Annotated in this window: 21 protein-coding genes; 13 read left to right on the plus strand and 8 right to left on the minus strand. The window is 60.1% G+C overall.

Features of this window, described 5'->3' with window-relative positions:
• Nucleotides 1–13: 13 nt before the first annotated feature.
• The 4 genes from BMZ46_RS14090 (at nucleotide 14) to BMZ46_RS14105 (ending at nucleotide 7,198) form a co-directional block, all read left to right on the plus strand.
• Nucleotides 14–3,289, plus strand: a complete 3,276-nt coding sequence (locus BMZ46_RS14090; RefSeq protein ID WP_074689639.1) for a transglutaminase family protein — start codon at nucleotides 14–16, stop codon at nucleotides 3,287–3,289.
• Nucleotides 3,290–3,377: 88 nt separating this feature from the next.
• Nucleotides 3,378–5,864 carry a circularly permuted type 2 ATP-grasp protein gene (locus BMZ46_RS14095; RefSeq protein WP_074689640.1) on the plus strand — a complete coding sequence of 829 codons (2,487 nt, stop codon included), beginning with the start codon at nucleotides 3,378–3,380 and terminating at the stop codon, nucleotides 5,862–5,864.
• Nucleotides 5,864–6,754 carry a transglutaminase family protein gene (locus BMZ46_RS14100; protein ID WP_074689641.1) on the plus strand — a complete coding sequence of 297 codons (891 nt, stop codon included), beginning with the start codon at nucleotides 5,864–5,866 and terminating at the stop codon, nucleotides 6,752–6,754. Before BMZ46_RS14095 ends, BMZ46_RS14100 begins: the two co-directional genes overlap by 1 nt.
• A 66-nt stretch (nucleotides 6,755–6,820) precedes the next feature.
• Nucleotides 6,821–7,198, plus strand: a complete 378-nt coding sequence (locus BMZ46_RS14105; RefSeq protein WP_039766685.1) for an NUDIX hydrolase — start codon at nucleotides 6,821–6,823, stop codon at nucleotides 7,196–7,198.
• Nucleotides 7,199–7,270: 72 nt separating this feature from the next.
• Here BMZ46_RS14105 and BMZ46_RS14110 read toward each other — a convergent pair whose 3' ends face one another.
• Entirely contained in the window at nucleotides 7,271–7,453 is a 183-nt protein-coding gene (locus BMZ46_RS14110; RefSeq protein WP_039766687.1) for a hypothetical protein, read from the minus strand.
• Nucleotides 7,454–7,521: 68 nt separating this feature from the next.
• Complete coding sequence (locus BMZ46_RS14115; RefSeq protein WP_039766689.1) at nucleotides 7,522–8,109, minus strand: LOG family protein; 588 nt, start codon at nucleotides 8,107–8,109, stop codon at nucleotides 7,522–7,524.
• Nucleotides 8,110–8,449: 340 nt separating this feature from the next.
• Here BMZ46_RS14115 and azu point away from each other — a divergent pair, with 340 nt between their 5' ends.
• Nucleotides 8,450–8,896, plus strand: coding sequence for an azurin (gene azu, locus BMZ46_RS14120; protein WP_074689642.1), 447 nt, complete (start codon nucleotides 8,450–8,452; stop codon nucleotides 8,894–8,896).
• Nucleotides 8,897–8,950: 54 nt separating this feature from the next.
• On the opposite strand, the gene nadE is transcribed toward azu, so the two are convergent.
• The 5 genes from nadE to BMZ46_RS14140 form a co-directional block, all read right to left on the minus strand.
• Nucleotides 8,951–9,778 (minus strand): ammonia-dependent NAD(+) synthetase, encoded by an 828-nt coding sequence (nadE, locus tag BMZ46_RS14125; RefSeq protein ID WP_074689643.1) that lies wholly within the window; start codon nucleotides 9,776–9,778, stop codon nucleotides 8,951–8,953.
• A 4-nt stretch (nucleotides 9,779–9,782) separates the two neighbouring features.
• Nucleotides 9,783–11,006: a nicotinate phosphoribosyltransferase gene (gene pncB / locus BMZ46_RS14130; protein WP_074689644.1), complete on the minus strand. Its 1,224-nt coding sequence runs from the start codon at nucleotides 11,004–11,006 to the stop codon at nucleotides 9,783–9,785.
• Between the two features lie 79 nt (nucleotides 11,007–11,085).
• Nucleotides 11,086–11,316 (minus strand): hypothetical protein, encoded by a 231-nt coding sequence (locus BMZ46_RS29065; RefSeq protein WP_085667731.1) that lies wholly within the window; start codon nucleotides 11,314–11,316, stop codon nucleotides 11,086–11,088.
• Nucleotides 11,309–11,578: a hypothetical protein gene (locus BMZ46_RS14135; protein WP_074689645.1), complete on the minus strand. Its 270-nt coding sequence runs from the start codon at nucleotides 11,576–11,578 to the stop codon at nucleotides 11,309–11,311. The genes BMZ46_RS29065 and BMZ46_RS14135 overlap by 8 nt, the downstream gene beginning before the upstream one ends.
• Before the next feature lie 146 nt (nucleotides 11,579–11,724).
• The gene (locus BMZ46_RS14140; protein ID WP_074689646.1) at nucleotides 11,725–13,176 is read right to left on the minus strand and encodes an alanine/glycine:cation symporter family protein; all 1,452 of its coding nucleotides are present in this window, start codon (nucleotides 13,174–13,176) and stop codon (nucleotides 11,725–11,727) included.
• Between the two features lie 176 nt (nucleotides 13,177–13,352).
• On the opposite strand from BMZ46_RS14140, the gene BMZ46_RS14145 reads away from it, so the two are divergent.
• On the plus strand, nucleotides 13,353–14,162 hold the full coding sequence (locus BMZ46_RS14145; protein WP_074689647.1) for a helix-turn-helix domain-containing protein: 810 nt from the start codon (nucleotides 13,353–13,355) through the stop codon (nucleotides 14,160–14,162).
• Between the two features lie 42 nt (nucleotides 14,163–14,204).
• Here BMZ46_RS14145 and BMZ46_RS14150 read toward each other — a convergent pair whose 3' ends face one another.
• Entirely contained in the window at nucleotides 14,205–15,110 is a 906-nt protein-coding gene (locus tag BMZ46_RS14150; RefSeq protein ID WP_074689648.1) for a LysR family transcriptional regulator, read from the minus strand.
• Between the two features lie 161 nt (nucleotides 15,111–15,271).
• Between BMZ46_RS14150 and BMZ46_RS14155 the strand changes: the two genes are divergently transcribed.
• The 7 genes from BMZ46_RS14155 (at nucleotide 15,272) to BMZ46_RS14185 (ending at nucleotide 23,740) form a co-directional block, all read left to right on the plus strand.
• Nucleotides 15,272–16,762, plus strand: a complete 1,491-nt coding sequence (locus tag BMZ46_RS14155) for an L-piperidine-6-carboxylate dehydrogenase (RefSeq protein ID WP_064379117.1) — start codon at nucleotides 15,272–15,274, stop codon at nucleotides 16,760–16,762.
• 165 nt (nucleotides 16,763–16,927) lie between these two features.
• Nucleotides 16,928–18,211 carry an L-pipecolate oxidase gene (locus BMZ46_RS14160; RefSeq protein ID WP_039766701.1) on the plus strand — a complete coding sequence of 428 codons (1,284 nt, stop codon included), beginning with the start codon at nucleotides 16,928–16,930 and terminating at the stop codon, nucleotides 18,209–18,211.
• A gap of 364 nt (nucleotides 18,212–18,575) precedes the next feature.
• Nucleotides 18,576–19,709 (plus strand): ABC transporter substrate-binding protein, encoded by a 1,134-nt coding sequence (locus BMZ46_RS14165; protein ID WP_011332206.1) that lies wholly within the window; start codon nucleotides 18,576–18,578, stop codon nucleotides 19,707–19,709.
• A 229-nt stretch (nucleotides 19,710–19,938) separates the two neighbouring features.
• Nucleotides 19,939–20,853, plus strand: a complete 915-nt coding sequence (locus BMZ46_RS14170) for an ABC transporter permease subunit (RefSeq protein WP_039766704.1) — start codon at nucleotides 19,939–19,941, stop codon at nucleotides 20,851–20,853.
• Between the two features lie 3 nt (nucleotides 20,854–20,856).
• The gene (gene livM, locus BMZ46_RS14175; protein ID WP_039766706.1) at nucleotides 20,857–22,158 is read left to right on the plus strand and encodes a high-affinity branched-chain amino acid ABC transporter permease LivM; all 1,302 of its coding nucleotides are present in this window, start codon (nucleotides 20,857–20,859) and stop codon (nucleotides 22,156–22,158) included.
• The gene (locus tag BMZ46_RS14180; RefSeq protein WP_064593137.1) at nucleotides 22,155–23,027 is read left to right on the plus strand and encodes an ATP-binding cassette domain-containing protein; all 873 of its coding nucleotides are present in this window, start codon (nucleotides 22,155–22,157) and stop codon (nucleotides 23,025–23,027) included. The genes livM and BMZ46_RS14180 overlap by 4 nt, the downstream gene beginning before the upstream one ends.
• Nucleotides 23,024–23,740, plus strand: a complete 717-nt coding sequence (locus BMZ46_RS14185) for an ABC transporter ATP-binding protein (protein ID WP_074689649.1) — start codon at nucleotides 23,024–23,026, stop codon at nucleotides 23,738–23,740. Before BMZ46_RS14180 ends, BMZ46_RS14185 begins: the two co-directional genes overlap by 4 nt.
• Nucleotides 23,741–24,078: the final 338 nt, after the last annotated feature.

Consider the following 24,078-nt stretch of genomic DNA (forward strand, 5'->3'; position numbering starts at 1 on the left):
CAGGAGGCACGCCGTGTCGATTCATGTCGCATTGCATCACGTCACGCATTACCGCTACGACCGCGCTGTCGAACTCGGCCCGCAGATCGTGCGTCTGCGCCCGGCTGCCCACAGCCGCACGCGGATTCTGTCTTATTCACTGAAAGTCTCGCCCGAGCAGCACTTCATCAACTGGCAGCAGGACCCTCAGGGCAACTACCTCGCACGGCTGGTGTTCCCCGAGAAAACCGCCGAACTGCGGATCGAGGTCGATCTGCTGGCCGAGATGGCGGTGTTCAACCCGTTCGACTTTTTCCTCGAGCCCTACGCCGAGAAAATCCCCTTCGCCTACGCCGCCGATGAACGCAAGGAACTGGCGCCGTACCTCGAAACCCTGCCGCTGACGCCGAAATTCAAGGCCTATCTGGACGCCATCGACCGCACGCCGCTGCCGGCCGTGGATTTCCTGGTGGCGCTCAACCAGCGTCTGAGCGAAGACATCAATTACCTGATTCGCATGGAGCCGGGTGTGCAGACCCCGGAACACACCCTCGAACACGCCTCCGGCTCCTGTCGGGATTCGGCGTGGCTGCTGGTGCAACTGCTGCGCAACCTCGGGCTGGCGGCGCGTTTTGTCTCCGGTTACCTGATTCAACTGACCGCCGACGTGAAAAGCCTCGACGGCCCGTCCGGCACCGAAGTGGACTTTACTGACCTGCACGCGTGGTGCGAGGTGTATCTGCCCGGCGCCGGCTGGATCGGTCTCGATGCGACGTCGGGGTTGTTCGCCGGTGAAGGGCATATCCCGCTGGCCTGCAGTCCCGATCCGTCCTCGGCGGCGCCGATCAGTGGGCTGGTGGAGCCTTGCGAATGCGAGTTCAGCCACGAAATGTCCGTGGAGCGGATCTGGGAAGCGCCGCGGGTCACCAAGCCCTACACCGATGAGCAATGGCTGGCGATCCAGGCGCTGGGCCGGCAGATCGATGCCGACCTGCTGGAAGGCGATGTGCGCCTGACCATGGGCGGCGAACCCACCTTCGTGTCCATCGACGACCCCGACGGCGCCGAGTGGAACACCGCCGCGCTGGGTCCGGACAAGCGCCGGCTCTCCGCCGAACTGTTCCGGCGCATGCGCAAACATTACGCGCCCAAGGGGCTGGTGCATTTCGGTCAGGGCAAGTGGTATCCCGGCGAGCAACTGCCGCGCTGGTCATTGAATTGCTACTGGCGCCGCGACGGTGTACCGATCTGGCACAACAGCGCGCTGATTGCCGACGAGCAGCAGGATTACGGCGCTACGGGTGAGCTGGCCGGGCGCTTTCTGGCGAGTGTCGCCGAACGCTTGAAGCTGCCGACACGCTTCGTGTTCCCGGCCTACGAAGACAACTTCTATTACCTCTGGCGCGAGGGCGCCTTGCCGAGCAACGTCAGCGCCGAAGACTCGCGTCTGGAGGAGCCACTGGAACGTGCGCGGCTGCGCAAGGTGTTCAGTCAGGGGCTGGACAAGGTTATCGGCCAGGTGTTGCCGCTGGCGCGCACCGCCAAGGGCGATCAATGGCAGAGCGGGCGCTGGTATCTGCGCGATAAACATTGTCGGCTGGTGCCGGGGGATTCACCGCTGGGCTATCGCCTGCCGCTGGGCTCGCAGCCCTGGGTGAAGGCAGCGGAGTATCCGTTCATTCATCCGAACGACCCGAACCAGGATTTCCCCGAGCTGCCCGAAACCTCGCAGCTCAACGACCACCGTGAGCCGGCTCCGGCAGACGAGCGTGTACCGAAGATCGATGAGTCCGCCGACTGGCTGACCCGCACCGCCTTGTGCGCCGAGGCCCGGGAAGGCCGGTTGTACCTGTTCATGCCGCCGCTGGAGCGGGTCGAGGATTATCTGGAACTGGTCGCGGCCATCGAAGCCACCGCTGAAGAGCTGCATTGTCCGGTGTTGCTCGAAGGCTACGAGCCGCCGAGCGATCCGCGCCTGAGCAATTTCCGCATCACCCCGGATCCCGGCGTGATTGAGGTCAACGTGCAGCCGTCGGCGACGTGGGACGAGTTGGTCGAACGCACCGAGTTTCTGTACGAAGAAGCGCGCCAGACCCGACTGTCCACCGAGAAATTCATGGTCGACGGGCGGCACACCGGCACCGGCGGCGGTAACCATTTCGTGCTCGGCGGCGCGACGCCGGGCGATTCACCGTTTCTGCGCCGTCCGGACCTGCTGCGTAGCCTGATCAGTTACTGGCACAACCATCCTTCATTGTCGTACCTGTTTTCCGGTCTGTTCATCGGCCCGACCTCTCAGGCGCCGCGGGTCGACGAAGCGCGCAACGACGCGCTGTATGAACTGGAAATCGCTTTCGCACAAATGCCGGCGCCGGGAGAGGAATGCCCGCCGTGGCTGGTCGATCGCCTGTTGCGCAATCTGCTGATCGACGTCACCGGCAACACCCACCGCGCCGAGTTCTGCATCGACAAGCTGTATTCACCGGACGGCGCCACCGGGCGCCTCGGGTTGCTGGAGTTGCGTGGTTTCGAGATGCCACCCCATGCGCGCATGAGCCTGGCGCAGCAGCTGTTGTTGCGAGCGCTGGTGGCGCGGTTCTGGCGCGAGCCCTATGCGCCGCCGAAACTGGCGCGCTGGGGTACGGAGCTGCACGACCGCTTCATGTTGCCGCACTTCATCGAGCAGGACTTCGCCGACGTCATCGTCGAACTCAACAATGCCGGTTACCCCCTGCGCGCTGAATGGTTCGCGGCGCACCTTGAGTTCCGTTTTCCCAAGGTCGGCGATTACGCCGTCAACGGTATCGAGCTGGAATTGCGCCAGGCCCTTGAACCCTGGCACGTGCTGGGCGAGGAGGGCGCGGCGGGCGGCACGGTGCGCTACGTTGACTCATCGCTGGAGCGCTTGCAGGTCAAACTCACGGGACTGCCACCGCAACGTTATTTGCTGACCTGCAACGGCATCCCGGTGCCGCTGCAACCGACCGGACGGGTTGGCGAGTTTGTCGCGGGTGTGCGTTTCCGCGCGTGGCAACCGGCCAATTGCCTGCAACCGACGATCCCGGTGCATGCGCCGCTGGTGTTCGACTTGCTCGATACCTGGATGCAGCGCTCGCTGGGCGGTTGCCAGTACCACGTCGCGCATCCGGGCGGGCGCAATTACGAGACGCTGCCGGTCAATGCCAACGAAGCGGAGAGCCGGCGCATGGCGCGGTTCTTCCGCATCGGACACACGCCGGGGAAACTTCCGATACCGAACCTGACAATCTCCGACGAGCTACCGATGACTCTCGATTTACGACGTTTTTGATTCGTACACGACCCCCGGATTTTTCGTATATCCGGGCGTCATGTGCCTGCGTTAGTCTGACCGTTCCTTGCCGGCTGCCGAGCTTTCCATGCCTGACCTGCTTGACCGCTACCCGCTGACGGCGGGCACCTATCACGAACTGCTCGACGACAGCGGAGCGGTGCGCCCGCACTGGCGGCGGCTCGTCGACCAATTGCAGCGCAGCACCCCGGCGCAACTGGTGCAGCGTCAGGCGTTGCTGACCCGGCAGATTCAGGAAAACGGCGTTACCTACAACGTCTATGCCGACCCAAAGGGGGCGGACCGTCCGTGGGAACTGGATCTGCTGCCCCACGTGATCGCCGCCGATGAGTGGCAACAGCTGTCCGCCGGAATCGCCCAGCGCGCGCGGCTGCTCAATGCGGTGCTGGCGGACCTGTATGGCCCGCAGCGGTTGATCCGCGAAGGCTTGCTGCCGGCCGAGCTGGTATTCGGCCACAACAACTTCCTCTGGCCCTGTCAGGGCATTGCGCCGCCGGACGGGGCCTTTCTGCACCTGTATGCCGTGGATCTGGCGCGCACACCGGACGGGCGCTGGTGGGTGACGGCGGATCGTACCCAGGCGCCATCCGGCGCCGGTTATGCGCTGGAAAACCGCACCATCGTGTCCCGTGCCTTCCCCGAGTTGTACCGGGATCTGAAAGTGCAGCATCTGGCCGGCTTCTTCCGCACCTTGCAGGAAACCCTGGCCCGTCAGGCACCCTGCGACGATGATGCGCCGCTGGTGGTGTTGCTGACCCCGGGGCGCTTCAACGAAAGCTATTTCGAACATCTTTATCTGGCCCGCCAGCTCGGTTATCCGCTGGTGGAGGGCGGTGACCTGACGGTACGTGATGCCACGGTCTACCTGAAAACCCTCAGCGGCCTGCGCCGGGTGCACGCGATCCTGCGTCGGCTCGACGATGATTTCTGCGATCCGCTGGAATTGCGCACGGATTCGGCGCTCGGCGTTCCGGGATTGCTGGAGGCGGTGCGTCAGGGCCGGGTGCTGGTGGCCAACGCGCTGGGCAGCGGCGTGCTGGAGTCGCCGGGGCTGCTCGGTTTCCTGCCGAAGATCAATCAGTACCTGTTCGGCGAAGAGCTGATTCTGCCGTCCATTGCCACGTGGTGGTGCGGCGAAGCGCCAGTGTTGGCCCAGGCCCTGGAGAAACTGCCGGAGCTGTTGATCAAACCGGCGTTCCCGTCGCAAAGCTTCGCTCCGGTTTTTGGCCGGGATCTGAGCGAAAAACAGCGTGAAAGTCTCGCTGCGCGCATGCAGGCACGCCCTTATGCGTATGTTGCGCAAGAACTCGCCCAGTTGTCCCAGGCGCCGATCTGGCAGCCCGAGGACGGGCAACTGCAGCCCCGGGCAATCGGCATGCGCATGTACGCGGTGGCCAGTCACGATGGTTATCGGGTGCTGCCCGGTGGCCTGACCCGGGTCGCGGCCGAAGCCGATGCCGAAGTGGTGTCGATGCAGCGCGGTGGTGCGAGCAAGGACACCTGGGTGCTGGGGGATCGGCCGCCAAGCGGTGAACAGTGGAAAGCCCAGCGCAATATCGGCGTGCCTGATCTGGTGCGACGCGATCCGTACCTGCCGTCGCGGGTGGTGGAAAACCTGTTCTGGTTCGGCCGTTACTGCGAGCGTTGCGACGACAGCGCGCGGCTGCTGCGGATCATGCTCGCGCGCTACGTCGACGGCGATGACCCGCAAGCCTTGCAGGCCGCTGTGGATCTGGGCGAGCGGCTGATGCTGCTGCCGGATGAAGGTGAGCTGCCAGAGCGTTTGCTTGCGGCACTGCTCGGCGAGGACTGGTCGTTCAGTTTGCGTTCCAACCTGCAACGCTTGCAGTGGGCGGCTTCGCAAGTGCGCGGTAAGTTGTCCCGGGAAAACTGGCAGGCGCTGGTGGAGCTGCAACGTGAGGCTGCGGAACTGGACACCGACGAACCGGACTTCGGCGAGTTGCTGGATTTTCTCAACCGGCTGGTGATGTCGCTGGCGGCGCTGTCCGGGTTTGCCCTCGACGACATGACCCGTGACGAAGGGTGGCGCTTCCTGATGATCGGCCGGCGGATCGAGCGCCTGCAATTTCTCAGCGGCAGTCTCGCGGGTTTCTTGCGTGGCGCCGGGGCGTTCGATCAGGCCGGGCTTGAGTGGTTGCTGGAACTGGGCAACAGCAGCATCACCTATCGCTCGCGTTATCTGGCGGTGGCGCAGTTGATTCCGGTGCTCGACCTGTTGCTGCTGGATGAGCAGAACCCCCATGCGGTGCTGTTCCAGTTGAAGCTGGTGACCCGCACCCTCAAGCGGCTGAATGATGACTTCGGTGTGCCGAGGGAGGCAGGATTGCCGCCGCTGGTCGAGCGTCTGGCGCGTTTCGACCTGAGCTGTCTGGAGAATCCTCTGTTTGGCGAGTCCAGCGTGCGCTCGGCCCTCGATGGTCTGGCGGATCTGCTGCAGGAGATCGCCGACGCCAGCAGTCAGGTCTCGGACCGTCTGGCCCTGCGCCATTTCGCCCATGTCGATGATGTCAGCCAGCGTACGGTGTCCGTCTGATGAGCGCCCATTACCAGATCTTTCACGACACCTGCTATCGCTACGACAGCCCGGTGTCCCTGGCCCAGCAACTGGCGCATCTGTGGCCGCGCGAATGCGACTGGCAGCGCTGCACCGAGCAGCAATTGCTGATCAGCCCGGAGCCGACCACCCGCCGTGACGAGCAGGATGTGTTTGGCAATCCGCTGACCCGCCTGGCCTTCGAGCGGCCCCACGATGAATTGCAGGTCAACGCACGGCTGACGGTCGAAGTGCTGGCGCGGCCCGTGGTGGATTTCCAGCAGTCGCCGGCCTGGGAATTGACCCGCAATGCGCTGACCTACAGCAGCCAGCCGCTGTCCGCCTCGTTGCTGGAAGCCTGTCGCTACCGATTTCAGTCGCCCTACGTGCATCTCAAACGCAGCTTCGTCGAGTTCTCGGAGAGCTGTTTCCCGGCCGGCAGACCGTTGATGCTGGGTGTGCAGGCCTTGATGCAGAAGATCTTCAGCGAATTCACCTTTGATGCCGAAGCGACCCAAGTCGCCACTCCTCTGGTGGAGGTGCTGGAGCGGCGGCGCGGGGTCTGTCAGGACTTCGCGCACCTGATGCTCGCCTGTGTGCGATCACGGGGATTGGCGGCGCGTTACGTCAGCGGCTACCTGCTGACCCAGCCGCCACCGGGGCAGCCACGGTTGATCGGCGCCGATGCATCCCATGCCTGGGTCTCGGTGTTTTGCCCGGTGCTGGGCTGGGTGGATTTTGATCCGACAAACAATGTGCAGCCGGCACTGGAGCACATCACCCTGGCCTGGGGCCGGGATTTCTCCGATGTGTCGCCGTTGCGTGGGGTGATTCTGGGAGGAGGGAGCCATGATCCGGAGGTGCGGGTCACGGTGATGCCACTGGAATAACGGAGTTCAGAAATGTGGCCCGCTCCTTAATGGTTCTGTGTTGTAACGGCTGATGAGGGTTTTCCAATGTTTCCGGTTTCAATCAAAGGGGTTCTGCAAAACCCGGAAGGTAAGGTTGTGCTGATGCTCAACGAGCGTGACGAATGGGAATTACCCGGGGGACGGATTGAGTTGGGTGAAACGGCGCAGGAATGTCTGGCTCGGGAAATTGCAGAAGAACTGGACGTCAAGGTGGCAGTGGGGAAGTCGTTGGACTCCTACCTGTTTGAAGTCATCCCGGGCAAGCATGTCTTTATCTCGACCTATCGCTGCCAGCTGCTGGGCGAGTTCAGACCGACCATCAGTCACGAGCACAAGAAGATTGGCCTGTTCGACCCGGCACAACTGCCGGTTAACCTGCCTGGGGGCTATCGTGAGTCGATTGCCAAAGCGCTGGGTCTGTAAGGGCCGGCAATGAAGCCGCCAGCCCCGTCACGGATCAATGGAGCCTGATTCGATCATCAAGCCCGATGTGGCTCAGGCGTCGGGCGCCTGGTCTTTCGGTGTCTCAACATCATCATCTTCAGTCGCCACTTCACCGTCAGGGTTCAGTGCCGCCTCTTCAGCCATCTGTTTCTTGCGCTGAAGCTTTTCCTCTTTCTTCTGTTCCTTGGCCAGGTCACGTTGACGTTTGGCGAAGGAGTAATTGGGTTTGGCCATGGGCGATCCTCTGGGGTCGAAGGTGAGGTTGAGCGGCGCGTATTCTGCCCTGTATCGGTGCCCGGCGGTTAACCGGGTTTCTGGTCGACCCATTTTGGGGTGACGGTGGGCTTCCAGTTGTCGAGGGCTTCGAGCAGCGTTTGCGGCGATTCACTCACTTGCAGCATGTCACGGTGCGGCGCGCGAACGAAGCCTTCGCCGACGATGTGATCGAGAAATGCAGTGAGTTTGCTGTAGAAACCGTTCACCTCGAGCAGGCCCAGTGGCTTGCCGTGATAGCCGAGCTGGCCCCAGGTCCAGACTTCGAACAGCTCCTCCAGGGTGCCAAGGCCACCTGGCAGGGCAATGAACGCATCGCTGAGTTCGGCCATCCGCGCCTTGCGCGCGTGCATGCCGTCGACCACTTCCAGACGCGTCAGGCTCTTGTGACCGATTTCCTTGTCCATCAGGCTCTGCGGGATGATGCCGATCACTTCGCCACCGGCCGCCAGCGCGGCGTCGGCGACAATCCCCATCAGGCCGACGGCGCCACCGCCGTAGACCAGCGTCAGCTTACGCTCGGCAATAGCTGTGCCGAGGGCAATGGCGGCTTCGGTGTACGCCGGGGTGGTGCCGGCGTTGGCACCGCAAAATACACAAACGGATGTGAGAGACATGCCTTCCTCCTGGGTCAATCGGTCACAGGGTAATGGCTGGCACGCCTTGATCCAAGGGCTAGACTTCGCGTTTCGGGGTTTCACAGGTGCCGCTGGCGCCACAGGCGTAAGCAGCGAGCAGACTGCACAACAGGCTGTTGAAGGACATGACGGATGCTCCAGATGAGTGTTGAGCCCTGAAGATACGACCCGGCCATACGTCTGGCTGTTAGATTGTTTCGATGAGTGTCATAGCCTGAAAGTTGTATACAATTTTTGACTCAAGTCATAGGAACTTGCGAAGATTTCAGGCAGTCTTCCAACCATTCGTGTTTTGTTAACCCTGCCTTGGAGATTCACCATGTTTTCCAAAGTTGTTGCGGTATCCCTGCTGGCGCTGGCCAGCAGCCAATTGATGGCTGCCGAGTGCAAAACCACCGTTGATTCCACCGACCAGATGTCCTTCAACACCAAGGCCATCGAAATCGACAAGAGCTGCAAGACCTTCACCGTCGAGCTGACCCACTCCGGCAGCCTGCCGAAGAACGTCATGGGCCATAACCTGGTGATCAGCAAAGAAGCCGACATGCAGCCGATCGCCACCGACGGCCTGGCCGCCGGCATCGACAAGAACTACCTCAAGGACGGTGACGAGCGCGTCATCGCTCACACCAAGATCATCGGCGCCAAGGAAACCGATTCGGTGACCTTCGACGTGTCCAAGCTCAAGGTTGATGAGAAGTACGGCTTCTTCTGCTCGTTCCCGGGCCACATCTCGATGATGAAAGGCACCGTGACCCTGAAGTAAGCAACACAAGGTCAAAAAAAGCGTCCGGAAGGACGCTTTTTTTATGCCTCGGAATCAAGGCGCAAACGGCATGACCCGCTTGTGATGAGTCTTTTTGTAGGTGTTGACGATGATGTCGAACGCCTCCTGACGCACCGGCTCGCCATGCAGGAAAGCGTCGATTTCGGCGTAGGTCACACCGTGGGACGCCTCGTCCGGTTTGCCCGGCGACAGGTCCTCCAGATCCGCGGTCGGCACTTTTTCCACCAGCGATTCCGGTGCGCCGAAGCTGCGGGCGATGGCCCGGACCTGGTTTTTCACCAGACCGCTGAGCGGGGCCAGGTCGCAGGCGCCGTCACCGAACTTGGTGAAGAATCCCATCACCGCTTCCGCCGCGTGGTCGGTGCCGATCACCAAGCCATGGGCCGCGCCGGCGATGGTGTACTGGGCGACCATGCGCATCCGCGCCTTGGTGTTGCCGAGCACGAAATCCATCGACACCGCGTGCTTGCCTTCGAAGGCTGCGACTTCGCTGGCCAGGGATTTGACCGCCGGGCCGATGTTGACGGTGTGGCGCTCGTCCGGGGCGATGAAGTCCACCGAGGCCTGGGCATCGTGTTCATCGAACTGCACGTCGTACGGCAGGCGCACGGCGATGAACTTGTAGGCCTCGTCACCGGTGCGCTCGCGCAGCTCTCGCATGGCGCGCTGGGCCAAAAGGCCGGCAGTCAGCGAATCGACGCCGCCGCTGATGCCCAGCACCAGGGTCTTGAGTCCGGAACTGGTCAGGCAATCCTGGATGAAGGTGATGCGGCGGGCGACTTCCGCTTCGAGGGCCTGGTGATCGGCGAACGGCGGCTGAACGTTGAGCTGTTCAGCAATCTCACGCTGTACGGCTTGCATGAATTCACTCCTTGCTGGAAAGGCTGGAAACGGCAGGAACCTGGAAAACGTGTCGCAAGTAGGCGACGAAATTCGGGTCTTTGCAGTGGGTCTTGCCCGGCTCGTCGGAGATCTTCGCCACCGGTTGGCCGTTGCAGGCGGTCATTTTAAGCACGATGCTCATCGGTTCGACACCCGGAATGTCACAGGTCAGGTTGGTGCCGATGCCGAAGCTGACGTTGATCCGGCCGCGCAGGGCCCGGAAGATCTCCAGCGACTTGGGCAGGGTCAGGCTGTCGGAGAACACCAACGTCTTGCTCATAGGGTCGATGCCGAGCTTGTGATAGTGGGCGATGCATTTTTCGCCCCACTGCACCGGATCCCCGGAATCATGGCGCAAACCGTCGAACAGCTTGGCAAAGAACAGATCGAAGTCGCCGAGGAACGCGTCGGTGGTGATGCAGTCGGTCAGGGCGATCCCCAGCAGGCCGCGATACTCGCGAACCCAGCAATCGAGGGCGGCGATCTGGCTGTCGATCAGTCGCGGGCCGAGTTGCTGGTGGGCCATGATCCATTCGTGGGCCATGGTGCCCAGCGGTTTCATGTCCAGCTCGCGGGACAGGTGCACGTTGCTGGTGCCGACGAAACGCCCGGGGAAATCGTGCTTGAGCACGTTCACCACTTCTTCCTGCACACGGTAGGAAAACCGCCGGCGCGTGCCGAAATCGGCGACCTGCAGCTGCGACAACTCTTCGGCCGAGGCATTGGCGGTCAGCCAGTCGAACTTGCGATACAGCTGTTCGCGGGCCTGTTCCAGCAGCGTTTCACGGTAGCGATAGCGGTTGCGCACTTCGCTGACGATCGCCAGCAGCGGCACTTCAAACAGAATCACGTGCAGCCACGGCCCGCGCAGGCGGATGAACAACTCGCCGTTCTCGATGCCGGTGTGCAGGTAGCGCAGGTTGAAACGGAACAGACCGAGGAACCGCAGGAAATCCGGCTTGAGGAACGAGATGCGCTCCAGGAAACTCAACTGATCGGCGCTCAGGCTCAACTCGGCCAGACGCTCGACCTGGAAGCGGATCTCCGCCAAATAAGGGCGCAGATCCTCACTGTTACGGCAACGGAACTCCCATTCGACTTCGACGTTGGGGTAGTTGTGCAGCACCGCCTGCATCATCGTCAGTTTGTAGAAGTCGGTGTCGAGCAGGTTCTGCACGATGCGATCGGCAAACACACTCTCGCTCATAACGGGGTCTCCAGGCGGGCCGCGCGTTGGCGCGGTATCAATCAATGGCGCTAGTGGCGCATATCCTGGATGAAGATTGCTAGCGATTTTTTGTTCGGTGGCCTGCTTTTGTTTTTGACGGCTTTTGCTTTTTTTTTCCTGCAGCCGCTTTTTGTTCGGGATACACATCGAGGGAGGCTTGAATGACCAGCTCAAGTCGTTCCCAACTTTTTATGTACTCTGCGAGACGCGAATGCCTAGGGATGAGGTTGGTTTCAACCGCTTTGATCATTGCTGCCCTGAGCATTGCATAGGTTGCTTTCTCAGCCATGAGTGAAGTCTCCCTTGAAGGAAACCTGGTCGAGTGTGTCAACGCCATCTTGAAGTAATACATAAACGGGAAGTATCAGTCGGTACAGATCTGAGTCATTGATGTCCTTGATGGTTACGGATGTCAGGGTCTCCAGAAGGCTGACAGCAGCGCGGATTCTGAAGCAGGCATCTTCGAACAGCTGGCCGGGTGCGGAGTGTGTATCTATCAAGTAAGTTGGACTGTTGGTCGCATTGGCTTTAAGTGGGAAATAACGATTCATCGGGGGCGTCCTGATAATTGTTTTTGGCTTAATGAGTAGAAGAGTTTTTTCTTCTTCAAGTCGATTTGATGAGGTTCTTATATATTGGTTTGCTGAGCCATTGCGGGGTCGAATGGCTCAGCACTCGGCTTAATTGTTTAAACTGATCATGTAGTTACTTCGTTGGTTACCGATGACGAACTGCGATTTATTGTTTGTAGTTTTCTTGGTCGCGGCGGCCAGGCCAATGGGTCGAGATCAAGATCAAGAAACTTGCTGGAGTCGAAAATGGGCGTCTTGATTCCGATACGACGCTGCTCGTCGTAATCTCGCAAGATCCGAAGACAAACTTTAAACAGCAGTGCCATGGCTACAAGGTTGACCAGCGCCAGCAACGTCATGGTGATGTCGGCGAAAGCAAGCACGGTCGAAAGATCCTCTACCGCCCCCCATAACACCAAAACCAATACCAGCGATCGGTAGAAGAACAGCGTTTTTCGAGGCTCGCCAAACATGAACCGAAGGCTGTTTTCCCCGAGGTAATAGTTGTAGAGCATCGCCGTGAAGACGAACAGCGCCAGCACCACACTGATGAACATTCGCCCCCATTCACCGACCACGGCTGCCAACGAGTTTTGTGCCAACGCAACACCGTCGCCCTCAAATCCAGGCGCGTAGAAACCCGAAAGCAAAATGAGTAATGCCGTGCACGTACAAATCACGAACGTGTCGATGAATACGCTGAATGCCTGCACCACGCCCTGTGCCACGGGATGGTCGGTTTTCGCCACGGCAGCAACATTGGGAGCGCTGCCCAGCCCCGCTTCATTGGAAAACACACCGCGTCTCACACCCATGACTATTGCGCTGCCGACCAATCCACCAAAGGCCTGATCCAGACCGAACGCGCTTTGGATGATAGTCATCAGCATTGGTGGAACCTGATCGAACTGCAGCACGATCACGTAACTCGTCACGCCGACGTAAGCGAGAACCTTCAACGGCACCAACAAGTCGGCTACGGCAGCTATTCGTTTTATCCCACCCATAAAAACTGCCCCGAGCAGCAGGGACATTGTGAGTCCTGACCACATGGGCGCCAGACCGAAAGCGTCTTTCAGCGAATGTGAGACTGCATGCGATTCGAGACCATTGATTGCAAATCCAAACGTCACTAGCAGTAGAAGCGCTGCAATTGTTCCGAGCCAGCGTTTGTCCAGACCGTGCTCGATGTACCAAGAGGGGCCGCCTCGAAACAGGCCATTCCCATCGCTACGTTTGTAGAGTTGGCCCAGTGTGCATTCGAAGAAGCTACTCGACATGCCGAGCAAGGCTGTCATCCACATCCAGAACACGGCGCCGGGTCCTCCCATGCTCACTGCAATCCCTACCCCGACGATGTTGCCCGTGCCCACCCGCCCGGCGAGGCTGAGGGTCAATGCCTGAAGCGAACTCAGATGGCGACTGCCGCTGCGCCAACTGCCCTGTAAAACGGTAAACATGTGCAGGAAATATCTGAACTGGACAAACCTTGATCGGATGGTGAAATAGCTACCCAGTCCAAGGACTACAGGGATCAAAACCTTTCCCGAAAGAAAGTCGTTGATGATGTCTAGCATTCAAAGCTCCTTGCTATTGAAAGTGCTGGCGTTTTTTATTAGCTGGTCAAGTCCTGAAACCTTTCAGGGCTCGTAATATCCAGCCATATTTCGCAGGCCGCAATTTCGCAAGTTGCTTAAAAGTGATGCGAGTTGCTGCTATGGTTGCGTCTTCTAAAACTGTTTCAAGGATATTTATGTGGGAGTTTCTTCCAGCTAACTTAAGACTTCTGTGCAGTCACTACAGATCTGTCGCGGAAGTCTGTAGGAAGATTCGAATTAATCGCGGGCAATTCAATAAGTATCTGTGTGGGAATAGTGTACCTACAGCTTTCAACTTGAAAAGAATCTGCGATTTTTTTGGGGTCGAGGCGTTTGAAATAGCCCTTCCGACAGAGCAATTCATCACACTGATCGGCATGAGGTCTAGGAAACCCGGCACAGTCGAAGAACAAACTGCACCGCAGAGAATGCTTGGACACCTGCGTCAACACTCCTCGCCGGAGCTCAAGGCGCACACTGGTTACTACTATGAGTACTATCACGCTATGACGGAGCCTGGCTCGATTCTGTGCTCGCTGGTGCACGTCTGTGAAGATGGATCAGACATCGTCTATGAGCGAAACGAGTGCTTACAGATTGCGGGTGCCGAAGGTGAGTTTGAAAGGTATCGATACATCGGGTTCGCTTACTACCTCAGAGATCGCCTGTTTCTTATCGACTACGAGTCACTGACCTCGAACGAGATCAGCCAAACTATTCTCATACCAAGCTTCAAAAGCTGCATCACACGGCTCAACGGTCTGAAAATGGGTGTGTCCGCCGCTGACCATCGGGCTCCGGCTTGTTCGCGAGTCGTTTGGGAGTATCTGGGGCAGGAAATCAATCGGATCGATGCTTATCGCCGGGTGCGACTTTATGACGTTGATGATCCGGTTATCGATGACGACCTGCGCGCGCGACTCACTCAAACCAAGTTTGTTGATGGCCTGTTTGTAATTGCGTGACGATTCGCCGAGCCGGCGCAATACAACGCGTTTTCACTCAGGTCAGTCGGCATTAGTACTATCGATCTGCTCCAGCATCCACTTCACGAAATCCCGCACCTTGGGCACTTCTGCCGCGTGTTCCGGATAGGCCAGGTAATAGGCGTCGGTGCTGGGCATCGCATGCTGCCAGGGAATGACCAGTTTGCCGTCGGCCAACTCCTCTTCCACCAGAAACCTCGGCAGCAGGGCGACGCCGCAACCGACCTGCGCGGCGCGGATGCACATATAAAAGGTTTCGAAGCGCGGGCCGTGGTAGCTGTGTTCGGTCTGATAGCCCTGGCTGTCGAACCAGTCGTGCCACGCTTGCGGGCGCGAAGCATTCTGCAGCAGGACCAGATCGGTGAGTTGCGTTGGATCAGTCAACGGAATGTCCGGCAGGCTACTCGGCGCGCAGACCGGCACCAGTTCTTCGCCGAACAGCTTCAGGCATTCGGTGCCGGGGCGTGAACCCTGGCCGAAATAGAACGCCAGGTCGCTGCGCCCTTGCAGCAAGTCATCGGCCTCCTGCTCGTTGCACAGGTCCAGATGGATCGACGGATGACGCAGACGCCAGCCCTTGAGGCGCGGCACCAGCCAGCGAGCGCCGAAGGTCGAGGGCGTGGAGACCCGCAGGACTTCGGTTTCGCCGCCGTAGGAACGCAGGTAATGGGTCGACATCTCGACCTGGGTCAGGATTTTTCTGACTTCCACCAGATACAGATCGCCGGCCGGGGTCATCTGCAAACGGCGGCGCACCCGGCGAAACAACAAGTGCTGTAACAATTCTTCGAGCTGCGCCACCTGCTTGCTGACGGCGCTCTGGGTCAGGTTCAGTTCCTCGGCGGCCCGGGTGAAACTCAGGTGCCGGGTCACGGCCTCGAAGCACTGCAACGCGGTGATCGACGGCAAGTGGCGTTTGTTCAGCATGGGCGATCCTTTTCTTGTCTTTCTGCGCAGCATGAATAAACGGAATGATATCTCGCGTAAAGGTCGTTTGTTGCACAGCCTTCCTGACGCTACAACTAAAGGTCTGCCCGGTCGTGAAAACGCGCCCGCACACATTCAGTTTTTTGCTTGAGGAGTGACCCATGGTTGCCGCATTGCTTGATCGTCTAGGTGTGAACCCGGCCCTGTACCAGAACGGCAAAGTGCCGGTGCATTCGCCCATCGACGGCAGCCGCATCGGCGCCGTGAACTGGGAAGGCCCGGCCGAAGTCGAGCAGCACATCAGTCGCGCAGATCATGCGTTCGAACATTGGCGCAAGGTGCCGGCCCCGCGTCGTGGCGAACTGGTGCGTCAGTTCGGCGAAGTGCTGCGTGAATACAAGACCGAACTCGGTGAGCTGGTGTCCTGGGAAGCGGGCAAGATCACCCAGGAAGGCCTCGGTGAAGTGCAGGAGATGATCGACATCTGCGATTTCGCCGTCGGCCTGTCCCGCCAGTTGTACGGCTTGACCATCGCCTCCGAGCGTCCGGGCCACCACATGCGTGAAACCTGGCACCCGCTGGGCGTGGTCGGCGTGATCAGTGCGTTCAACTTCCCGGTCGCGGTGTGGGCATGGAACACCACGCTGGCGCTGGTCTGCGGAAACCCGGTGGTATGGAAGCCGTCGGAGAAAACCCCGCTGACCGCGCTGGCCTGTCAGGCGCTGTTCGAGCGCGTACTGAAGAACTTCAGCGATGCCCCGGCGCACCTGAGCCAGGTGATCATCGGCGGCCGCGATGCCGGCGAAGCGCTGGTGGATGACCCGCGTGTCGCGCTGATCAGCGCCACCGGTAGCACCCGCATGGGCCGCGAAGTGGCGCCGAAAGTTGCCGCACGCTTCGCTCGCAGCATTCTCGAACTGGGCGGCAACAACGCGATGATCCTCGGCCCGAGCGCCGATCTGGACATGGCCGTGCGCGCTATCCTGTTCAGCGCCGTCGGCACCGCCGGTCAGCGTTGCACTACCTTGCGTCGCCTGATTGCCCATGAGTCGGTGAAGGAAGAAATCGTCACCCGCCTCAAAGCCGCGTACTCCAAGGTCCGTATCGGTCACCCGCTGGAAGGTAACCTGATCGGCCCGCTGATCGACAAGCACAGCTTCGAAAACATGCAGGACGCGCTGGAGCAGGCGCTGAGCGAGGGCGGCCGGGTGTTCGGCGGCAAGCGCCAGCTCGAAGATCAATTCCCGAATGCCTATTACGTGTCGCCGGCCATCGTTGAAATGCCGGAGCAGAGCGACGTGGTGTGCAGCGAGACTTTCGCACCGATCCTGTACGTGGTCGGTTACAGCGATTTCGAAGAGGCGCTGCGCCTGAACAATGCCGTGCCGCAAGGGTTGTCGTCGTGCATCTTCACCACCGATGTGCGCGAGGCCGAGAAATTCATGTCGGCGGTCGGCAGCGACTGCGGCATCGCCAACGTCAACATCGGCCCGAGCGGCGCGGAAATCGGCGGCGCGTTCGGCGGTGAGAAAGAAACGGGCGGCGGTCGTGAGTCGGGCTCGGATGCGTGGCGCGCGTACATGCGTCGGCAGACCAATACCGTGAACTACTCGCTGGAATTGCCGCTGGCGCAGGGCATTACCTTCGACTGACAGTTTTCTCAAAGCTATTGATCGTTCCCACGCTCTGCGTGGGAATGCTGCACCGAACGCTCCGCGTTCGCTTTCGGGACGCAGAGCGTCCCTGACTGCGTTCCCACGCAGAGCGTGGGAACGATCTCTTAGGTGTGTTTGGCAGGTTTCTGTTGGAGTCTGGCAATGCCGTTACGCGAAGAATGTCTGTGGGAAAAGCTTACGCCGCAACGCCCGGATAACACGGCGCTCAGGGGCGAGGTCAAGGTTGATGTCTGCGTGATCGGCGCCGGGTTTACCGGGCTGTCGGCGGCGCTGCATCTGCTGGAGAAAGGCAAAAGTGTCTGCGTGCTCGAAGCCCATCGCGCCGGGCATGGCGGCTCCGGGCGCAACGTCGGGCTGGTCAACGCCGGGATGTGGATTCCACCGGACGAGATCGAGGCGGGATTCGGCGAGGCGGTCGGCAGTCAGCTCAACCGCATGCTCGGTGCGGCGCCGGCGCTGGTGTTCAGCCTTGTGGATAAATACAACATCGATTGCCAGTTGCGCCGCGAAGGCACCCTGCACATGGCGCACAACGCCAAGGGTGAGGCTGATCTGCGCAGTCGCGAAGAACAGTGGAAACGCCGCGGTGCACCGGTCGAACTGTTGACCGGCAAGGCCTGTGAACAGGCGACCGGCACGCAGAAGATTGCCGCCGCGTTGCTAGACCGGCGCGCCGGTACGCTCAATCCGATGGCCTACGTTACCGGCCTGGCCAACGCTGTCATCAGCCTTGGCGGGCAGATGTTCGATCACTCGCCGGTCGCGCGTCTTGAACGGCAAGGGCAGAAATGGTCGGTGCAGACCGAGCAGGGTTCGGTGCTGGCCGAACAAGTGGTGATCGCCTCCAACGCCTACACCGAAGGCGACTGGACCGAACTCAAGCGCAATTTCTTCCCCGGTTACTACTATCAGGTCGCTTCGGTGCCGCTCACCGAAGACGCTGCCCAGGAAATTCTCCCGGGCGGGCAGGGCTCGTGGGATACCCGCCAGGTGCTGAGCAGCATCCGCCGCGACAAGGACGGGCGTTTGTTGCTGGGCAGCCTCGGCAACGGCAATCAGAAACCGACCTGGTTCCTCAAGGCCTGGGCCGACCGGGTGCAGCAGCATTACTTCCCCAATCTGAAACCCGTGGAGTGGGAATGCACCTGGACCGGGCGCATCGCGTTCACCCCTGATCATTTGATGCGCCTGTTCGAACCGGCGCCGGGACTGGTGGCCGTCACCGGTTACAACGGCCGTGGGGTGACTACCGGCACCGTGGTCGGCAAGGCCTTCGCCGATTACCTGTGTAACGGAAATCCTCAGGCATTGCCGATTCCCTTCGCACCGATGCAGCCGCTGGCAGGGGTGGGTTTGCGCAGTTGTCTGTACGAGGCCGGGTTCTCGCTGTATCACGCGGGCCAGTGCCTGCGGATCGTCATCTGAGTGTTGAAATATGTTGCCGGAAGCGGCGCTTTTCGATGTAGCGACTAGCCTGTAATGGTGCGGGTTGTAGCAGTCCCGCACCAGCAGTGTGCAGTTCGGTGACGCGGGCTGTTACAGGCTGGTTGCACGTCGTTTGGCGCCGCGGTTGCAATGATGGCGCGTGCGGGTTGCGCCTGAAAAAACAAATGGTTTCACCTTCCGCGGTTTAGACGGTTGCACGCCCAATGAAAATGGGAACGAAACAGTCGAAATAACAAGAAAGCAGCGACTTTTTGAAGAATAAAAAACCGATGGCACGGCCCTTGCTCTGAGCATTCAAGTGAAGTCGCAGTGCCAACTAAAAAAAACCTTGGAGCACCACCTCATGTCCCAGACGTTTTACAAGAAAGGCTTTCTGGCCCTCGCAGTGGCTACTGCGCTGGGTGTTTCTGCGTTTGCACAAGCTGATGTGAAAATCGGTGTGGCGGGTCCGATGACGGGCGCCAACGCGGCATTTGGCGAGCAATACATGAAAGGGGCACAAGCGGCGGCCGACGCGGTCAACGCGGCGGGCGGCGTCAACGGGGAGAAGATCGTCCTGGTCAAGGGCGATGACGCTTGCGAGCCGAAACAGGCGGTGACGGTCGCCAAGGATCTCACCAACCAGAAAGTCGCCGGTGTGGTCGGCCACTTCTGCTCGTCCTCGACCATTCCTGCGTCCGAGATCTACGACGAAGCCGGCATCATCGCCATCACGCCGGGCTCCACCAACCCGCAAGTGACCGAGCGCGGCCTGAGCGCCATGTTCCGTATGTGCGGCCGTGACGACCAGCAAGGCATCGTCGCCGGCGACTACATCGTCGACGTGCTCAAGGGCAAGAAAGTCGTCGTGCTGCACGACAAGGACACCTACGGTCAGGGCCTGGCCGACGCGACCAAGGCTCAGCTGGAAAAACGCGGCGTGAAGCCAGTGTTGTACGAAGGCCTGACCCGTGGCGAGAAAGACTTCAGCACCATCGTCACCAAGATCCGTGGCGCCGGCGCCGATGTCGTCTACTTCGGTGGCTTGCACCCGGAAGCCGGCCCGCTGGTTCGCCAACTGCGTGAACAAGGCCTGAAAGACGTCAAGTTCATGTCAGATGACGGCATCGTGACCGACGAACTGGTGACCACTGCCGGTGGCCCGCAATTCGTCGACGGCGTGCTGATGACCTTCGGTGCCGACCCACGCCTGCTGCCAGACAGCAAGACCGTGGTAGATGCATTCCGCAAGGCTGGCACCGAGCCTGAAGGCTACACCCTGTACGCCTATGCATCGGTTCAGGCCCTGGCCGCCGCCTTCAACGGCGCCAAGTCGAACAAGGGCGAGGAGGCCGCTGCCTGGCTGAAGAAAAACCCGGTCAAGACCGTCATGGGCGAGAAGACCTGGGACTCCAAAGGCGACCTGAAGGTCTCCGACTACGTGGTCTACCAGTGGGACAAGGACGGCAAATATCACCAGCTGGAAAAACAGAAATAACGGCACCTGATCAACCGGAAGCCACATTCCCTGTGGGAGCGGGCTTGCCCGCGATGACGGCCTGACAGTCGACAACTTTGTTGAATGTTCTACCGCTATCGCTGGCAAGCCAGCTCCCACAAGGGGGCTGCGGTTTCCTGTCTGACATTGCTCCGACGTAAATCTGTATTTTTCCTAGAAGAACCGCGCGCCTCAGGGTGTGCAGGTTCTCACTGCGTGAGATTGCGTTATGGATGGTATTTTCCTGCAGCAACTGGTCAACGGCCTGACCCTCGGGTCGGTCTATGGCCTGATCGCCATCGGCTACACAATGGTCTACGGCATCATCGGCATGATCAACTTCGCCCACGGCGAGGTTTACATGATTTCTGCTTACCTGGCGGCAATCAGTCTGGCTCTGCTGGCTTACTTCGGTATTGAATCCTTCCCGCTGCTGATGCTCGGCACCCTGGTATTCACCATCGTGATCACGGCGGTGTATGGCTGGGTCATCGAGCGAGTCGCTTACAAACCCCTGCGCAACTCCACCCGACTGGCACCGTTGATCAGCGCCATCGGCATCTCTCTGATTCTGCAGAACTACGCACAGATCGCCCAAGGCGCCAAACAACAGGGCGTTCCCACCCTGCTGACCGGTGCATGGCGTGTCGAAGTCGGTACCGGCTTCGTGCAACTGACCTACACCAAAGTCTTCATCCTGGTGGCCGCATTCGTCGGCATGGGCCTGCTGACCTACGTCATCAAGTACACCAAGCTCGGGCGCATGTGCCGTGCGACCCAGCAGGACCGCAAGATGGCTTCGATCCTCGGCATCAACACCGACCGGGTGATTTCTTACGTGTTCATCATCGGTGCGGCCATGGCGGCGTTGGCCGGCGTGCTGATCACCATGAACTACGGCACCTTCGACTTCTATGCCGGCTTCATCATCGGCATCAAGGCATTTACCGCGGCAGTACTGGGCGGGATCGGTTCGCTGCCTGGCGCCATGCTCGGCGGGATCATCCTCGGGATCTCCGAGTCGCTGTTCTCGGGCCTGGTCAACTCCGACTACAAAGACGTGTTCAGCTTCTCGCTGCTCGTACTTGTTCTGGTCTTCCGGCCTCAGGGCCTGCTGGGCCGTCCTCTTGTGTCGAAGGTGTAAGCGATGTCTTCAACCACTACAAAATCCATTGATGTCAAAAAAAGCCTGGTTGAGGCGATTCTCGCCGGTCTGATCGCCCTGATTGTGTTCGGGCCGATCGTCGGCGTCGTACTCGACGGCTACAGCTTCAACCTCGAACCGACCCGCGTGGCATGGATCATTGCCATCGTCATGGCCGGCCGCTTTGCCCTCAGTCTGTTCCTGCAAACCCCGAAAGGCCTGCGCATTCTCGACGGATTCGAGAGCACCGGTTCCGGCGTACATGTGCTGGCCCCGGACTACAAATCGCGCCTGCGCTGGATCATCCCGCTGATGATCGCCATCGCCGTGGCGTTGCCGTTCTTCTCCAACTCCTACCTGCTGGGCGTGGTCATCCTTGGTTTGATCTACGTGCTGCTGGGGCTGGGACTGAACATCGTGGTAGGCCTGGCCGGCCTGCTCGACCTGGGTTACGTGGCGTTCTACGCCATCGGCGCCTATGGTCTGGCGCTCGGGTATCAGTACCTCGGCCTGGGCTTCTGGACCGTGCTGCCACTGGCGGCGATCACTGCTGGCCTTGCCGGTTGCATCCTCGGTTTCCCGGTGCTGCGTCTGCACGGCGACTACCTGGCGATCGTGACCCTGGGCTTCGGTGAAATCATTCGTCTGGTGCTCAACAACTGGCTGTCCCTGACCGGCGGCCCGAACGGTATGCCGGCGCCACTGCCGACCTTCTTCGGTCTGGAGTTCGGCAAGCGGGCGAAGGATGGCGGGGTGCCGTTCCACGAGTTCTTCGGCATCGCCTACAACCCGGACGTGAAGTACTACTTCATCTATGCGGTGCTGTTCCTGGTGGTACTGGCCGTGCTGTACATCAAGCATCGCCTGGTGAAGATGCCGGTCGGCCGCGCCTGGGAAGCCCTGCGTGAAGACGAGATCGCCTGCCGCTCGATGGGCCTCAACCACGTGCTGGTCAAGCTCTCGGCGTTCACCATCGGTGCGTCGACGGCAGGTCTGGCGGGTGTGTTCTTCGCCACCTATCAAGGTTTCGTCAACCCGACCTCGTTCACCTTCTTCGAATCGGCGCTGATCCTCGCCATCGTTGTGCTCGGTGGCATGGGCTCGACCATCGGTGTGGTGATTGCAGCGTTCGTGCTGACGGTTGCTCCGGAACTGCTGCGCGGCTTCGCCGAATACCGCGTGCTGCTGTTCGGGATCCTGATGGTGTTGATGATGATCTGGCGACCTCGCGGGCTGATCCGCATCAGCCGTACCGGGGTCACTCCACGCAAAGGTGCCATTCACTATGAGAGGACTGCGCCATGAGTGAAGTCGTACTCTCTGTTGAAAAACTGATGATGCATTTCGGTGGCATCAAGGCCTTGAGCGATGTCAGCCTGAAGGTCAAACGCAACTCGATCTTCGCCCTGATCGGCCCCAACGGCGCCGGCAAGACCACGGTGTTCAACTGCCTGACCGGGTTCTACAAGGCCTCCGGCGGCAAGATCGAACTCAACGTGCGCGGCCGGCAGACCAACGTCATCCAGCTGCTGGGCGAGTCGTTCAAACCGACCGACTTCGTCTCGCCGAAAAACTTTGCCAGCCGTCTGTATTACAAGATGTTCGGCGGCACCCACCTGGTGAACCGCGCGGGCCTGGCCCGGACGTTCCAGAACATTCGCCTGTTCAAGGAAATGTCGGTGCTGGAGAACCTGCTGGTGGCCCAGCACATGTGGGTCAACCGCAACATGCTGGCCGGCATCCTCAACACCAAGGGCTATCGCAAGGCCGAAAGTGATGCGCTGGACTGCGCGTTCTACTGGCTGGAAGTGGTGGATCTGGTGGACTGCGCCAACCGTCTGGCCGGTGAGCTTTCCTACGGCCAGCAACGGCGTCTGGAGATCGCCCGGGCCATGTGCACGCGGCCGCAGATCATCTGCCTCGACGAACCGGCCGCCGGCCTCAACCCTCAGGAAACCGAAGCGCTGAGCGCGATGATCCGGCTGCTGCGCGACGAGCACGATCTGACCGTGGTGCTGATCGAACACGACATGGGCATGGTAATGAGCATTTCCGATCACATCGTGGTGCTGGACCACGGCATCGTCATCGCCGAGGGCGGACCGGATGCCATTCGTAACGATCCGAAAGTGATCGCCGCTTACCTGGGCGCCGATGAAGAGGAAGTCGTATGACGCAACCCATCCTCGAACTCAAGGATCTGGACGTGTTCTACGGCCCGATCCAGGCCCTCAAAGGCGTTTCGCTGCAGATCAACGAAGGGGAAACCGTCAGCCTGATCGGCTCCAACGGTGCCGGCAAATCCACGCTGCTGATGTCGATCTTCGGCCAGCCTCGGGCGGCGGGCGGGCAGATCCTGTATCAGGGCGTGGACATTACCCACAAGTCATCGCACTACATCGCCTCCAACGGCATCGCGCAATCGCCGGAAGGGCGGCGGGTGTTCCCCGACATGACCGTCGAGGAAAACCTGCTGATGGGCACCATTCCGATCGGCGACAAGTTCGCCAAGGAAGACATGCAGCGCATGTTCGAGCTGTTCCCGCGGCTCGAGGAGCGCCGTAATCAGCGGGCCATGACCATGTCCGGCGGCGAGCAGCAGATGCTCGCCATCGCCCGGGCGTTGATGAGCCGGCCCAAGCTGTTGCTGCTGGATGAGCCGAGCCTGGGGCTGGCGCCGATCGTGGTCAAACAGATCTTCGCCACCCTGCGGGAACTGGCGAAGACCGGCATGACCATTTTCCTCGTCGAACAGAACGCCAACCATGCGTTGAAGCTGTCCGACCGGGCATACGTGATGGTCAATGGCGAGATCCGCCTGACGGGAACCGGCCAGGAACTGCTGGTGAACGAGGAGGTGCGTAACGCTTACCTCGGCGGTCACTGATCGTTTGAAGTTGTCCACAAGCCCCGATGCGTGAGTGTCGGGGCTTTTTTGCGCCCGACTGTTCACCGAAGACAGACACGTTCGGGAAATTGTGGAAAACAAAATCGCCAACCTGCCAAAGCGCGACATATAGACGCTGCAAATGGCTGTTTTTCCACAGTTTTGACTTGTCCCCGTTTGCTGTGGAGCTGGCTGTGAATAACGTGGGTGTAGCTCGCTGAAAGCCTTTTAAACCGTGGCTTGCAGAGGTGTGATTGTTTTTTGATCAGTATGTTTTTGCTGAGGGGAAGGCCTGTTTGTCAACCTTTTTATAGGGGTACAAAAAGGTGCAGATCGTT

Source organism: Pseudomonas sp. NFIX49 (genome assembly GCF_900115915.1).
In the GTDB taxonomy this organism is placed as follows: domain Bacteria; phylum Pseudomonadota; class Gammaproteobacteria; order Pseudomonadales; family Pseudomonadaceae; genus Aquipseudomonas; species Aquipseudomonas pharyngis.

Coding starts and splice junctions, on each gene's coding strand:
- BMZ46_RS14095 (WP_074689640.1), top strand. CDS start 3,378: ATGCCTGACCTGCTTGACCGCTACCCGCTGACGGCGGGCACCTATCAC.
- BMZ46_RS14100 (WP_074689641.1), top strand. CDS start 5,864: ATGAGCGCCCATTACCAGATCTTTCACGACACCTGCTATCGCTACGAC.
- BMZ46_RS14105 (WP_039766685.1), top strand. CDS start 6,821: ATGTTTCCGGTTTCAATCAAAGGGGTTCTGCAAAACCCGGAAGGTAAG.
- BMZ46_RS14110 (WP_039766687.1), bottom strand. CDS start 7,453: ATGGCCAAACCCAATTACTCCTTCGCCAAACGTCAACGTGACCTGGCC.
- BMZ46_RS14115 (WP_039766689.1), bottom strand. CDS start 8,109: ATGTCTCTCACATCCGTTTGTGTATTTTGCGGTGCCAACGCCGGCACC.
- azu (WP_074689642.1), top strand. CDS start 8,450: ATGTTTTCCAAAGTTGTTGCGGTATCCCTGCTGGCGCTGGCCAGCAGC.
- nadE (WP_074689643.1), bottom strand. CDS start 9,778: ATGCAAGCCGTACAGCGTGAGATTGCTGAACAGCTCAACGTTCAGCCG.
- pncB (WP_074689644.1), bottom strand. CDS start 11,006: ATGAGCGAGAGTGTGTTTGCCGATCGCATCGTGCAGAACCTGCTCGAC.
- BMZ46_RS29065 (WP_085667731.1), bottom strand. CDS start 11,316: ATGGCTGAGAAAGCAACCTATGCAATGCTCAGGGCAGCAATGATCAAA.
- BMZ46_RS14135 (WP_074689645.1), bottom strand. CDS start 11,578: ATGAATCGTTATTTCCCACTTAAAGCCAATGCGACCAACAGTCCAACT.
- BMZ46_RS14140 (WP_074689646.1), bottom strand. CDS start 13,176: ATGCTAGACATCATCAACGACTTTCTTTCGGGAAAGGTTTTGATCCCT.
- BMZ46_RS14145 (WP_074689647.1), top strand. CDS start 13,353: ATGTGGGAGTTTCTTCCAGCTAACTTAAGACTTCTGTGCAGTCACTAC.
- BMZ46_RS14150 (WP_074689648.1), bottom strand. CDS start 15,110: ATGCTGAACAAACGCCACTTGCCGTCGATCACCGCGTTGCAGTGCTTC.
- BMZ46_RS14155 (WP_064379117.1), top strand. CDS start 15,272: ATGGTTGCCGCATTGCTTGATCGTCTAGGTGTGAACCCGGCCCTGTAC.
- BMZ46_RS14160 (WP_039766701.1), top strand. CDS start 16,928: ATGCCGTTACGCGAAGAATGTCTGTGGGAAAAGCTTACGCCGCAACGC.
- BMZ46_RS14165 (WP_011332206.1), top strand. CDS start 18,576: ATGTCCCAGACGTTTTACAAGAAAGGCTTTCTGGCCCTCGCAGTGGCT.
- BMZ46_RS14170 (WP_039766704.1), top strand. CDS start 19,939: ATGGATGGTATTTTCCTGCAGCAACTGGTCAACGGCCTGACCCTCGGG.
- livM (WP_039766706.1), top strand. CDS start 20,857: ATGTCTTCAACCACTACAAAATCCATTGATGTCAAAAAAAGCCTGGTT.
- BMZ46_RS14180 (WP_064593137.1), top strand. CDS start 22,155: ATGAGTGAAGTCGTACTCTCTGTTGAAAAACTGATGATGCATTTCGGT.
- BMZ46_RS14185 (WP_074689649.1), top strand. CDS start 23,024: ATGACGCAACCCATCCTCGAACTCAAGGATCTGGACGTGTTCTACGGC.